This is a genomic window from Polaromonas sp. (assembly GCF_031411155.1).
Classification (GTDB): Bacteria; Pseudomonadota; Gammaproteobacteria; order Burkholderiales; family Burkholderiaceae_C; genus Polaromonas.
Window position 1 is genome coordinate 1 of sequence record NZ_JANOAL010000162.1, and the last position, 11,125, is coordinate 11,125.

Annotated in this window: 13 protein-coding genes; 7 read left to right on the forward strand and 6 right to left on the reverse strand. The window is 65.7% G+C overall.

The genetic code is table 11. The features are described 5' to 3' along the window. On the forward strand, nt 1–435 hold a 435-nt coding region (locus RMO23_RS10595), incomplete at its 5' end, for an SCO family protein (RefSeq protein ID WP_309681240.1). Between the two features lie 12 nt (nt 436–447). On the opposite strand, the gene RMO23_RS10600 is transcribed toward RMO23_RS10595, so the two are convergent. The 5 genes from RMO23_RS10600 to RMO23_RS10620 all read right to left on the reverse strand — a co-directional run bounded on the left by RMO23_RS10600 (nt 448) and on the right by RMO23_RS10620 (nt 4,346). Further along, nucleotides 448–1,233: a class II aldolase/adducin family protein gene (locus RMO23_RS10600; protein ID WP_309681242.1), complete on the reverse strand. Its 786-nt coding sequence runs from the start codon at nt 1,231–1,233 to the stop codon at nt 448–450. A 45-nt stretch (nt 1,234–1,278) separates the two neighbouring features. Then, nucleotides 1,279–2,277 carry a Gfo/Idh/MocA family oxidoreductase gene (locus RMO23_RS10605; RefSeq protein ID WP_309681244.1) on the reverse strand — a complete coding sequence of 333 codons (999 nt, stop codon included), beginning with the start codon at nt 2,275–2,277 and terminating at the stop codon, nt 1,279–1,281. Between the two features lie 135 nt (nt 2,278–2,412). Then, complete coding sequence (locus tag RMO23_RS10610) at nt 2,413–3,423, reverse strand: tripartite tricarboxylate transporter substrate binding protein (protein ID WP_309681246.1); 1,011 nt, start codon at nt 3,421–3,423, stop codon at nt 2,413–2,415. Between the two features lie 80 nt (nt 3,424–3,503). Next, nucleotides 3,504–4,100, reverse strand: a complete 597-nt coding sequence (locus tag RMO23_RS10615) for an NAD(P)H-dependent oxidoreductase (protein ID WP_309681248.1) — start codon at nt 4,098–4,100, stop codon at nt 3,504–3,506. Between the two features lie 54 nt (nt 4,101–4,154). Beyond that, the gene (locus RMO23_RS10620; RefSeq protein WP_309681250.1) at nt 4,155–4,346 is read right to left on the reverse strand and encodes a hypothetical protein; all 192 of its coding nucleotides are present in this window, start codon (nt 4,344–4,346) and stop codon (nt 4,155–4,157) included. Between the two features lie 300 nt (nt 4,347–4,646). On the opposite strand from RMO23_RS10620, the gene mnmG reads away from it, so the two are divergent. The 6 genes from mnmG to RMO23_RS10650 all read left to right on the forward strand — a co-directional run bounded on the left by mnmG (nt 4,647) and on the right by RMO23_RS10650 (nt 10,498). Next, nucleotides 4,647–6,677, forward strand: coding sequence for a tRNA uridine-5-carboxymethylaminomethyl(34) synthesis enzyme MnmG (gene mnmG, locus RMO23_RS10625; RefSeq protein WP_309681252.1), 2,031 nt, complete (start codon nt 4,647–4,649; stop codon nt 6,675–6,677). After that, entirely contained in the window at nt 6,677–7,369 is a 693-nt protein-coding gene (gene rsmG, locus RMO23_RS10630) for a 16S rRNA (guanine(527)-N(7))-methyltransferase RsmG (RefSeq protein ID WP_309681254.1), read from the forward strand. Before mnmG ends, rsmG begins: the two co-directional genes overlap by 1 nt. A 59-nt stretch (nt 7,370–7,428) precedes the next feature. Continuing rightward, complete coding sequence (locus RMO23_RS10635; protein WP_309681256.1) at nt 7,429–8,055, forward strand: LysE family transporter; 627 nt, start codon at nt 7,429–7,431, stop codon at nt 8,053–8,055. Between the two features lie 55 nt (nt 8,056–8,110). Then, nucleotides 8,111–8,881 carry a ParA family protein gene (locus RMO23_RS10640; protein ID WP_309681258.1) on the forward strand — a complete coding sequence of 257 codons (771 nt, stop codon included), beginning with the start codon at nt 8,111–8,113 and terminating at the stop codon, nt 8,879–8,881. Nucleotides 8,882–8,971: 90 nt separating this feature from the next. Beyond that, nucleotides 8,972–9,526, forward strand: a complete 555-nt coding sequence (locus RMO23_RS10645; RefSeq protein WP_309681264.1) for an alpha/beta fold hydrolase — start codon at nt 8,972–8,974, stop codon at nt 9,524–9,526. 24 nt (nt 9,527–9,550) lie between these two features. Beyond that, nucleotides 9,551–10,498 carry a ParB/RepB/Spo0J family partition protein gene (locus tag RMO23_RS10650; protein WP_309681260.1) on the forward strand — a complete coding sequence of 316 codons (948 nt, stop codon included), beginning with the start codon at nt 9,551–9,553 and terminating at the stop codon, nt 10,496–10,498. 8 nt (nt 10,499–10,506) lie between these two features. On the opposite strand, the gene RMO23_RS10655 is transcribed toward RMO23_RS10650, so the two are convergent. Beyond that, nucleotides 10,507–11,125: homocysteine S-methyltransferase family protein (locus RMO23_RS10655; protein WP_309681262.1), on the reverse strand; the 619-nt coding region annotated here is incomplete at its 5' end.

Sequence of the window (11,125 nt, forward strand, 5' to 3'; positions counted from 1 at the left end):
CTGAGGTTTTACGACGATGTGCTGCGCGGAAAGATCGTCGTCATCAACATGATGTACACCGTCTGCACCGGCATCTGCCCGGGCAACACCGCCAACTTGCTGCAGGTGCAGCAGATGCTGGGCAATCGGCTGGGGCGGGACATCTTCATGTACTCGCTGACCTTGCGCCCCGAGTTCGACACGCCCAGGGCGCTGCAGGCCTATGTGACGCAGTACGGCATCAAGCCGGGCTGGACCTTTCTGACCGGCAGACCCGCTGACGTGGAAACCATACGCCGCACGCTAGGGTTTTATGACAGCGACCCGGCGGTTGACGGCGATATCTCCCAGCACACCGGCATGGTGCGCATCGGTAACGCCGTGCGGGACCGCTGGGTCATGACGCCGGCGCTGGCCTCGCCGCGGCAGATTGCCCGGACCATTCTGGAGATGTAGCGCGGCCCGCGCTCAGGTCTTGTAGCTTTCGTCGAGCCGGTCGAGCTTGCGGATCAGCGCGGGCCAGACGAAGGCCCCGCCCATGCCGCCGGTCTGCACCCGCAGGGCCTCGGCCACACCCTTGACGATCAGCGGGTTGACCGCTATCAGCTCGGCGCCGCCGGCCTGGGCGTCGAGCTGGATGCGGCAACTGCTCTCGAAGATGTACATGCTCAAAAACGCGTCGGCTATGGTCTGGCCGACCACCAGCAGGCCGTGGTTGCGCAGCATCAAGAAGTTGGCCTGGCCCAGGTCGGCCTGCAGGCGCGGTTTTTCCTCATCGCGAAAAGCCACGCCCTCATAGCCGTGGTAGGCCAGCGAAGCCAGCACAAAGGTCGATTGCTGGCTGATCGGCAGCACGCCGCCCTTTTGCGCACTGACGGCCACCCCGGCGCGGGTGTGGGTGTGCAGCACGCAAGCGGCGTCGCTTCTCGCCTCATGCACCGCGCTGTGAATCACAAAGCCGGCCGGGTTGACCGGAAACGGCGAGTCGATGACCTTGTTGCAGTGCTCATCCACCTTGACCAGGCTGGAGGCGGTGATCTCGTCAAACATCAGGCCGTAGGGGTTGATCAGGAAATGATGCGCGCCGGTGCCGGCCACTTCCCCGGGCACTTGATTCGGGATTTTTGCGCTGATGTGGGTAAAGACCAGGTCGCTCCAGCCATAGAGCGCCGCCAGCCGGTAGCAGGCGGCCAGTTCGCAGCGCAGCTGCCATTCCTGGGGGCTGACGACTTCCTTGAGGGAGGGGATGTGCATGGTTTGTCTCGGTTGTGTGAATCAATGAATGCCGTGGCCTCGGCTTCAGCCGACGCGCACCGGCGTGCGCTGCCCGGTGCGCGCCGCTTCGAGCACCGCCAGTGCGGCGGCCAGCGCGCGCACGCCGTCTTCACCGCTGGCGGAGGGCGTGCCCAGCCCTTGCACCGCGCGGTTGAACGCCGCCAGCGAATGGACATACAGGTTGTGCGGCTGCAGCGGGATCACGCGCTCGCCGTCGGCATTGCGCAGCCGCACTTCGCCGACGGGATGCTGCGTCATCGCGTCGCGGCCGATGAGGGAGCCGGCGCTGCCGTGGATCTCGAGACCGGTGCCCGCATGGTCGACGTTGAAGGCGTCATGCAGCTGGGCCAGCACGCCATTGTCGAAGCGCAGCACCGCCATCACGCCGTCCTCCACCGGGCCATCGGCGTGCGTCATGGCCACCGCCTCGATGGGCTCGGCATCGAGAATGAAGCGCAGCGTGTCGACATCGTGCACCGTGATGTCGAGCACGACGCCGCCGCCGGCCTCGGGCCGGTGAAGGCGCCAGCCCTGAAGGTGCGCGGGCAGGCGTACGGCGTGGAAGACGCGCGCGAACAGCGGCTTGCCGATAGACCCGTCCCGCACCAGCTGGCGCATCGCCTGGTGCGACGCGGCATTGCGCAGGTGGTGGTTGGTGGCGAGCACCACGCCGGCCCGCTGACAGGCCGCGACGATGGCGTGGGCATCGGCCAGGTTCATCGCCAGCGGTTTTTCACACAGCACATGCTTGCGCGCCGCGGCGGCGGCGATGGCCTGCGCCGCGTGCAACTCGTTGGTGGTGCTGATGTAGACGGCATCGACGGCGGGGTCGGCGAGCAGATCGCCGATCGACGTGAAGGACTTCGCGATGCCCTGCCCGGCCGCATAGGCCGCACCGCGCCGCGCGTCGCTGCTCAACACCGCAACGACCTCGTTGCCCGGCTGGGCCCGCATGGCCCCTATCATCCATTCCTGCGCGATGGTGCTGGCGCCCACCAGTCCCCAGCCTAGCTTGTGTGTCATCGGTGCTCTCCTTGGGCCCCTGCGGGCCGGTTGGCCGGTTCTTCGTTTGCTACAAAAAAAATAGCATTCAGTGCTTGTTCTGACTGGACTGATGGCCAATAGCATGCCTGATCGGGGGCCCAAGCCGCTGGCGGCTCAGTCGGCCTTGATTTTGGCCCGCGCGATCACCTGTTTCCAGCGCGCCTGCTCGGTCTTGATGAAGGCGGCGTACTGGGCCGGCGTGTCGCCTATGGGCTGGGCGGTGTCGCCGCGCAGGCGTTCGGTGGCCTGCGGATTGCGCATGGCCCTGGCGCAGGCCTCGGCAAGCTTGTCGATGGCGGCCTGCGGCATGCTGGCCGGCGCGTTCAGGCCGTACCACTGCGTCATCTCGAAGCCGGGGTAGCCGCTCTCGGCCACGGTCGGCACCTCGGGCAGCTGCGGCAGGCGCTCCTTGGTGCCGGTGGCGATGCAGCGCAGCTTGCCCGACTTGATGTGCGCCAGAATCGCCGGTGCGCCCACGCTGGCGGCGTCGAGCCGGCCGGCCAGCAGGTCGGTCAGCTGCGGGCCGGTGCCGCGGTAGGGCACATGCAGCACAAAAATATTGCTGGCCATCTTCAGGTATTCAAAGGCCAGGTGGCCGGCGCTGCCATTGCCGGCCGAGCCGTAATTGAGCTGGCCCGGCCTGGCCCGGGCCAGCGCGATGAATTCCTTGAGGTTTTGCGCCGGCACATTGGCGTTGACCACATACAGGCTGGGCACCTTGGCCAGCAAAGAGATCGGCTTGAAGTCTTTGTCGGTGTCGAACGGCAGCTTGTCGTACATATAGGGGTTGACCGCGAACGTGCCGATATGGCCCAGGATCAGGGTGTGGCCGTCGCTGCTGGCGGCGCATTCCTGCATCGCGATATTGCCGCCGGCGCCGGGCTTGTTTTCGACGAACACGCTCTGGCCCAGGGTTTTACCAAGCTCATTGGCGGCCGAGCGCGCCACGATTTCCGAACTGCCGCCGGGGGCAAACGGCACCAGCAGCCGAATCGGCTTGGTCGGCCAGCCGCTCTGGGCGTAAGCGCTGCTGATGAGGCCCGGAAAGGCCGAGGCGGCGGCCAGTGCGGTGCCGGTTTTGAGGCCGAATTGCAGGGCGCCGCGGCGCGTGCTTGAGGGGTTCATGAGCCAGTCTCCAGTCGTTGTGCTGACCTCACTATAGGGCGATAAAAAGCGCGTCCGGCTACGTGATTTCAACTACGGGCTTACGCGGGGCCGGACCCGGCATCGGTGAGCCGGGTGGCGGCCAACAGCACCTGGTCAATCACCGCCTGCACCTTCTGGCGATGCAGGTCGCTGAGCAGCCGGCCGTCGGCATCGAACGCGGTGCCGGCATGGCCCAGCGCGAAATTGCGCGGCGCGACCCAGCACTGCACGTTGAGCAGCAACGGCGCCAGATGGCTTTGCGAGCGCAGGCCACCCAGCGCGCCGGGCGAGGCACTCAAAATGCCGACCACCTTGCCGCGCGAGAACTTGAATTCGTCGGTCCAGGCCGGGTCCGACTTGACCGGGCTGGAGGCCCAGTCAATGGTGTTTTTCAGCAGCGCGGGATAGCTCGCGTTGTACTCGGGCGAGCAGATGATCCAGGCCGGGTGCTCGAATAGGATCTGCTTGAGCCGCATCACATCGGGCGGCGTGCCCTGGGCCTCCAGGTCGGCGTTGTACATCGGGATGTCAAGGTCGGCCAGCTCCAGGTGCGTCACCGCTGCGCCACTGGCGCGTGCCAGGTCGGCGGCGACATGGGCGAGCTTGCGGTTGAAGGAGTGTTGGCGGGTGCTGCCCGCGAAGATCAGGAGTTTCATGCCCGCTATTGTGGCGACTATTTTGGCCAATTGGCAGCCACGTCGGGGGCAGGCCTAGGGTTTGGCCGGCGTATCGGCTTGCCTGCCCTGGTCGGGCGTTGCATCGTGCGGCACGAAAGGCCCCTGGGTGCGCAGGCGCAGGTAGCGCTCGCCGTCGGGTGAGTTGAAGACGCGCAACAGCTTGATCAGCGCCAGCACGACGGCCACGATGATGGCGGCGGCTACGAGTTTCTGAAGGTCGGTCATGCGGACTGGGGCCGGTGGGGTGGCTGAGGTGGCTGAGGTTCATTGGGCCGCAAAGCCGGCGCTTTGGCAAGTCCCGCATCAGGAAGCGCGCGGGCCGGTCATACCGGCCGGATTTTGGTCAATTCGGGCTCTAGCCCACGCAAAATATGCGCATACAGCTATAAAAATCATAGCAAACCGCCCGCCTGATAAAATCCGTCTTCGCTCCTGGGGACAGACCGGCCGGTCAACGGTTCAGGCAGGGGCCAGTCATGGCGCACGGGCATCAGGCCTGATGGCCACTTTACCGAAGGAGGCGTGATGCACTCGCCTTATGTTTACCCGCAAGAATTTGACGTGATCGTGGTCGGTGGCGGCCATGCCGGCACCGAGGCCGCGCTGGCCGCCGCCCGCATGGGCTGCAAGACCCTGCTGCTGACGCACAACATCGAGACCCTGGGCCAGATGAGCTGCAACCCCTCGATAGGCGGCATTGGCAAGGGCCACCTGGTGAAAGAGGTCGACGCCATGGGCGGCGCGATGGCGCTGGCGACTGACGAGGGCGGCATCCAGTTCCGCATTCTGAACAGCTCCAAAGGCCCGGCCGTGCGCGCCACCCGGGCCCAGGCCGATCGCATTCTTTACAAGGCGGCGATTCGCCGCAAGCTGGAGAACCAGCCCAATCTGTGGCTGTTCCAGCAGGCCGTCGATGACCTGATGGTGGAGGGTGAGCGTGTTGTCGGCGCCGTGACCCAGGTCGGCATCCGGTTTCGCGCGCGCACCGTGGTGCTGACGGCCGGCACCTTTCTGGATGGCAAGATCCATGTCGGCCTCAACAACTATGCGGCGGGCAGGGCGGGCGATCCGCCGGCGCTGTCGCTATCAGCCCGGCTGAAAGAGCTCAAGCTGCCGCAGGGCCGGCTCAAAACCGGCACACCGCCGCGCATTGACGGGCGCAGCATCGACTTCAGCCAATGCACGGTGCAGCCGGGCGACGGCATGCCGGGCGGCGTCGGCGACACCGTGCCGGTGTTTAGCTTTATGGGGGCTGGCATTGCCCACCCGCGGCAAATGCCGTGCTGGATCACCCACACCAACGCGCGCACGCACGACATCATCCGCTCGGGCTTTGACCGCAGTCCGATGTTTACCGGCAAGATTGACGGCGTGGGGCCGCGCTATTGCCCGAGCGTCGAAGACAAGGTCAACCGCTTCGCCGACAAGGAGGCGCACCAGATTTTCCTGGAGCCCGAAGGCCTGAGCACCCACGAGATCTACCCCAACGGCATCTCGACCAGCCTGCCGTTCGACATCCAGTACGCGCTGGTGCGCTCGATGGCGGGCATGGAGAACGCCCACATCCTGCGGCCCGGCTACGCGATCGAGTACGACTACTTCGACCCGCGCTCGCTGAAAACCACGTTCGAGACCCGGGCCATTGGCGGCCTGTTTTTTGCCGGACAGATCAACGGCACCACCGGCTACGAAGAGGCGGCGGCGCAGGGCCTGTTTGCCGGCATCAATGCCGCGCTGCAGTGCAGGGCACTCGGTGGCTTGCCCAACGACCATGGGGGTGCCTGGCTGCCCCGGCGCGACGAGGCCTACCTCGGCGTGCTGGTCGATGACCTGATCACCAAGGGCGTGACCGAGCCCTACCGCATGTTCACCAGCCGGGCCGAGTTCCGCCTGATGCTGCGCGAAGACAACGCCGACATGCGCCTGACCGAAAAGGGCCGGGAACTCGGCCTGGTCGATGACGCCCGCTGGGATGCCTTTAACCGCAAGCGCGATGCTGTTTCACGTGAAACAGAGCGGCTGCGCGGCATCTGGGTCAACCCGAACAACCTGCCGGCGGCCGAGGCCGAGCGCGTGCTGGGCAAGGCGATAGAGCGCGAGTACAACCTGGCTGACTTGCTGCGCCGGCCCGACGTAACGTATGCCGGGCTGATGAGTCTGGGCGAGGGCAAATATGCCAACCCCGACATTCCGACCACGGCGAATGATGTTTCACGTGAAACAGCCCTGCCGCCGGACCTGATCAAAAGCGTGGTCGAGCAGATCGAGATTAGCGCCAAGTACGCGGGCTATATCGACCTGCAAAAGGTCGAGGTCGAGCGCGCGTCGCATTACGAAAACCTCAAGCTGCCGGCCGATCTGGACTACCTGCAGGTGTCGGCCCTGAGTTTCGAGGCGCGCCAAACCCTGGCCAAACACCGGCCCGAAACCCTGGGCCTGGCCTCGCGCATCTCCGGCATTACACCGGCCACCGTGTCGCTGCTACTGGTGCACCTGAAAAAGAACCTCTGGAAAAACAGCACGCCCCTGAAGCCGTCCGAGCAGGCGGAGGCCTGATGGCGGGTGCTGAAAAGGACTTGCGCGCCGGTTTGCTGACGGGGCTGAAGGCACTGGGGCTGGAATTGAGTGAGCGGCAGCTGGTCCAGCTGCTCGACTACCAGGCCCTGATTGCCAAATGGACCCAGGTCTACAACCTGACGGCGGTGCGCGGCCCGGCCGAAATGATGACGCACCACTTGCTCGACAGCCTGGCGGCGGTGTTGCCGCTGCGGCGCCATTTGCAGCAGGCCGGGCTGGAGCAGGGCGCAAAACTGCTCGATGTCGGCTCGGGCGCTGGCCTGCCCGGCGTCGTGCTGGCGATTTGCTGCCCGACGCTGGCGGTCACCTGCGTTGACACGGTGGCCAAGAAGGTCGCCTTCATCCGGCAGGCGGCGCTGGCGCTGAAATTGCCGAATCTGGCCGGCCTGCACGCGCGGGTCGAGTCGATGGAGCAGCCTTTCGATGTGATCTGCTCGCGCGCCTTTGCCTCGCTGGCTGATTTCACCCAATGGTCGGCCAGCGCGCTGGCGCCGCACGGCGTCTGGATGGCCATGAAAGGCAAGCACCCGGCGGATGAACTGGCGGCCCTGCCGTCGGCGCTCGAAGTGTTTCACGTGGAACAGTTGCAGGTGCCTGGGCTGGCTGCGGAGCGTTGCATTCTGTGGATTCGGGTCCAAAAAGACCCGAAAGAGGCGCTTGCCGCGCTGTAGCCGGCAGGCGCTGTCGTAAACTCAAGCCTCTGTTTCGCTTCTTCTTCTGGGGAAATTCCATGCTGGGCTCATTTGTTGGCGTTGCCGACTACGGCGCTTTTGTTGCCGCCATCATCATTTTTTTGCTGATCCCGGGCCCCGGCAACCTCGCACTGATCACCTCGACCAGCAAGGGCGGCATCGCCGGCGGCCTGGCGGCCACCTTCGGCGTCATCGCCGGCGACCAGGTATTGCTGTGGGCGGCGGTGGCCGGCGTCTCGGCGGTCATGACGGCTTACCCGACGGCTTTCAGCGCGGTGCAGTGGCTGGGCGCGGCCTACCTGACCTGGCTCGGGCTCAAGATGCTGCTGGCCAAGCCCGGCAGTGCGCCGATTCTGCACATCAAACCGCGCCACTACCTGCGCCAGGCGCTGCTGATCACCTTGCTCAACCCCAAGGCCATCGTGTTTTACATGGCCTTTTTCCCGCTGTTCGTGGACCCGGCCCGGCACCAGGGCCTGAAGACTTTCGGCGTGATGGCAGCCACCATCGCGGTGCTGACGTTTCTGTATGGCCTGGTGGCCGTGCTGCTGACCTACACGCTGGCCGAGCGCATCCGGGCCAACCCGAAAATCTCGACCCTGCTGCAAAAAGCCGCGGGCATGTTCCTGATCGCTTTTGGCATCAAGCTGGCTATCTCCCGGTAGTCAGGTCATCCGGGCCGTTGCCGGACCCTTTAAAAAGAAGAACTCAAAGCACTACATGGCGAAAATATTCTGCGTTGCCAACCAAAAGGGCGGGGTGGGCAAGACCACCACCACGGTCAATCTGGCGGCGGGGCTGGCCAAGGTCGGCCAGCGGGTGCTGATGGTGGATCTCGATCCGCAGGGCAATGCCACCATGGGCTCGGGCGTCGACAAACGCAAGCTTGCGCTGACGGTGTACGACGTGCTGCTCGAATCGGCGTCGGTGCGCGAGGCGCGGGTCAACAGTGAAAAATGCGGCTATGACGTGCTGGGCGCCAACCGCGAGCTGGCCGGTGCCGAGGTCGAGCTGGTCGAGGTCGAGCGGCGCGAAAAGCGCCTCAAGCTGGCGCTGGCCGAGGTCGCCGCGGACTACGACTTCGTGCTGATCGACTGCCCGCCGTCCCTGAGCATGCTGACGCTCAACGGCCTGTGCTGCGCGCACGGCGTGATCGTGCCGATGCAGTGCGAATACTTTGCGCTCGAAGGCCTGACCGACCTGGTCAACACCATCAAGCAGGTGCATGCCAACCTCAACAAGGACCTGCAGATCATCGGCCTGCTGCGCGTCATGTTCGACCCGCGCATTACGCTGCAGCAGCAGGTCAGCGAGCAGCTCAAGCAGCATTTTGGCGACAAGGTCTTCAACACCGTGATTCCGCGCAATGTGCGGCTGGCCGAGGCGCCCAGCTACGGCCTGCCCGGCGTGGTGTTCGACCCGTCCTCCAAGGGTGCGCAGGCCTTTGTCGCCTTTGCCGAAGAGATGGTGCAGCGCATCAAGGGCATGTAAATTGGCTATTTCAAGGCAAATAATGGCTGCAGTCCATGTAAATCGCGCGTGGATAGCTATCAAAACAATAGCAACATGGACACCCGGGGCATGAAGGCAGGCAACGTCCTGATTCTTCCCGGCTGGCAAAACAGCGGCCCCGATCACTGGCAAAGCCGCTGGCAGCGCGCCCACGGCTACCGCCGGGTCGAGCAGCATGACTGGATGCGGCCGTTGCGCGGCGACTGGATTGCGCGGCTCGAAGAGGTGCTGCTGGCCTGCGACGAACCGGCGGTGCTGGTGGCGCACAGCCTGGGCTGCATCCAGACGGCGGCCTGGGCCGCGCATTCGCGCAACACCCAGCGCGTCAAGGCCGCGCTGCTGGTGGCGCCGCCCGATGCCGAGCGTGACGATATCCGGCAGATGCTGCCCGGCTGGGCACCGGTGCCGCGGCAGCCGCTGCCGTTTCCCAGCGTGCTGTTCGCCAGCAGCAACGACTCCTTTTGCGCGCCCGAACGGGCCTTGCAGTTTGCCACCGCCTGGGGCGCCGAGTGGAACGATGCCGGCCCGCGCGGCCACCTCAACGCCGACAGCGGTCTGGGCGACTGGCCCGAGGCCCATGGCCGGCTGCTCGAATTGATGCAGCTTCACGCCGCGCCCACCTGATAGCCAACGAAAGACAGAACCACCATGGTCACCAAAAAACCCAAAGGCCTGGGCCGCGGACTCGAAGCCCTGCTGGGCCCCAAGGTCAACGAATCCGCCGACCTGAGCGACACCAATTTCGCCGCCAACAGCAGCGCCACCAGTCCCGGCCTGCCGGCCTCCTTGCGCCTTGGCGACATGGTGCCCGGCCAGTACCAGCCGCGCACCCGCATGGACGAGGGCGCGCTGTACGAGCTGGCCGAATCGATCAAGGTGCAGGGCATCATGCAGCCGATTCTGGTGCGGCGCCTGACCAGCGGCGCCAACGACGGCAAGTACGAAATCATTGCCGGCGAGCGGCGTTTCAGGGCCGCCAAAATCGCCGGCCTCGACAGTGTGCCGGTGCTGGTGCGCGACGTGCCCGACGAGTCGGCCGCGGCCATGGCGCTGATTGAAAACATCCAGCGCGAAGACCTCAACCCGCTGGAAGAAGCCCAGGGCCTGCAACGCCTGGTGAAAGAGTTTGGGCTCACTCACGAACTGGCCGCGCAGGCCGTGGGGCGCTCGCGCAGCGCCGCCTCCAACCTGCTGCGCCTGTTGAATCTGGCCGACCCGGTACAGACCATGCTGATGGCCGGCGACCTCGACATGGGCCATGCCCGGGCCCTGCTGGCGCTGGACCGGGCCACGCAAATCACCGCCGCCAACCAGATTGCCGCCAAGAAAATGTCGGTGCGCGAAACCGAAAGCCTGGTCAAAAAGCTCAGCGCCGAGTTTTCGCTGAAGCCGCAAAAAGCCGCCAAGGAAAAGTCGCGCGACACCCGCCGGGTCGAGGAAGAACTGGCCGACCTGCTGATGGCCGAGGTCGAGGTCCGCATCAAAAAGCAGGTCAAGCGCAACGGCCGGCGCGAAGACACCGGCGAGGTGGCGATCCAGTTCAGCTCGCTGGATGAGCTCAACGGGCTGATCGAGCGGCTGCGCGGCGGCGCCTGAGGCCGGGCCTACTGCAGCCAGGCGTCGCGAATCGCGCGCAGGTGCCGCAGATCGGTGCCGCAGCAGCCGCCCAGCACATTGAGCGCGGGCAGGGGCGCGCGCAGCCGGCGATAGCGGCCGGCCAGGTCCGGCGCATCGCCGCTGTCGAGCTCGGTCGCGGCGTCGAGTTCGGCATGGCTGCGCGTCGATGCGTTGGCGCGCAGGCCGCGAATGCGCGCCGTCCAGGGGCCGCCCGGCGCAAAACAGCGCTCCAGGTGAAGCGGGTGCGCACAATTGACGGCGAAGTAGGCCGGCGGCGTGTCCGCGTCCACCGCTTCGATGGCGGCGCGCAGCGTCTCGCCGCTGGGCAGAAGGCCATCGGTTTCCACCGTGAACGAAATCGCGACCGGCAGATCGAGCTGCTTGGCCGCGCGGGCGATGCCAATCGCTTCCGCGCTGGTCGTCATGGTCACCGCCGCCAGCATGTCCACGCCGCCGTCTTTCAGTGCCTGGGCCTGCTCGCCGTGGTAGCGGGCGGCATCGGCCACGCTGCCCGGTGCCTCGGCGATGTAGCCATCACCGCGCGGGCCGATGATGCCGCTCAGCACAATCGGACCGGCCAGGCGCGATCGCCAGTCATCGCGCAGC

What these genes read in the sequence shown, in the direction of transcription:
- RMO23_RS10600 (WP_309681242.1), bottom strand. Translation starts at nt 1,233, where the DNA reads ATGCACATCCCCTCCCTCAAGGAAGTCGTCAGCCCCCAGGAATGGCAG.
- mnmG (WP_309681252.1), top strand. Translation starts at nt 4,647, where the DNA reads ATGCACTCGCCTTATGTTTACCCGCAAGAATTTGACGTGATCGTGGTC.
- RMO23_RS10650 (WP_309681260.1), top strand. Translation starts at nt 9,551, where the DNA reads ATGGTCACCAAAAAACCCAAAGGCCTGGGCCGCGGACTCGAAGCCCTG.
- RMO23_RS10615 (WP_309681248.1), bottom strand. Translation starts at nt 4,100, where the DNA reads ATGAAACTCCTGATCTTCGCGGGCAGCACCCGCCAACACTCCTTCAAC.
- RMO23_RS10635 (WP_309681256.1), top strand. Translation starts at nt 7,429, where the DNA reads ATGCTGGGCTCATTTGTTGGCGTTGCCGACTACGGCGCTTTTGTTGCC.
- RMO23_RS10645 (WP_309681264.1), top strand. Translation starts at nt 8,972, where the DNA reads ATGAAGGCAGGCAACGTCCTGATTCTTCCCGGCTGGCAAAACAGCGGC.
- RMO23_RS10610 (WP_309681246.1), bottom strand. Translation starts at nt 3,423, where the DNA reads ATGAACCCCTCAAGCACGCGCCGCGGCGCCCTGCAATTCGGCCTCAAA.
- rsmG (WP_309681254.1), top strand. Translation starts at nt 6,677, where the DNA reads ATGGCGGGTGCTGAAAAGGACTTGCGCGCCGGTTTGCTGACGGGGCTG.
- RMO23_RS10605 (WP_309681244.1), bottom strand. Translation starts at nt 2,277, where the DNA reads ATGACACACAAGCTAGGCTGGGGACTGGTGGGCGCCAGCACCATCGCG.
- RMO23_RS10640 (WP_309681258.1), top strand. Translation starts at nt 8,111, where the DNA reads ATGGCGAAAATATTCTGCGTTGCCAACCAAAAGGGCGGGGTGGGCAAG.
- RMO23_RS10620 (WP_309681250.1), bottom strand. Translation starts at nt 4,346, where the DNA reads ATGACCGACCTTCAGAAACTCGTAGCCGCCGCCATCATCGTGGCCGTC.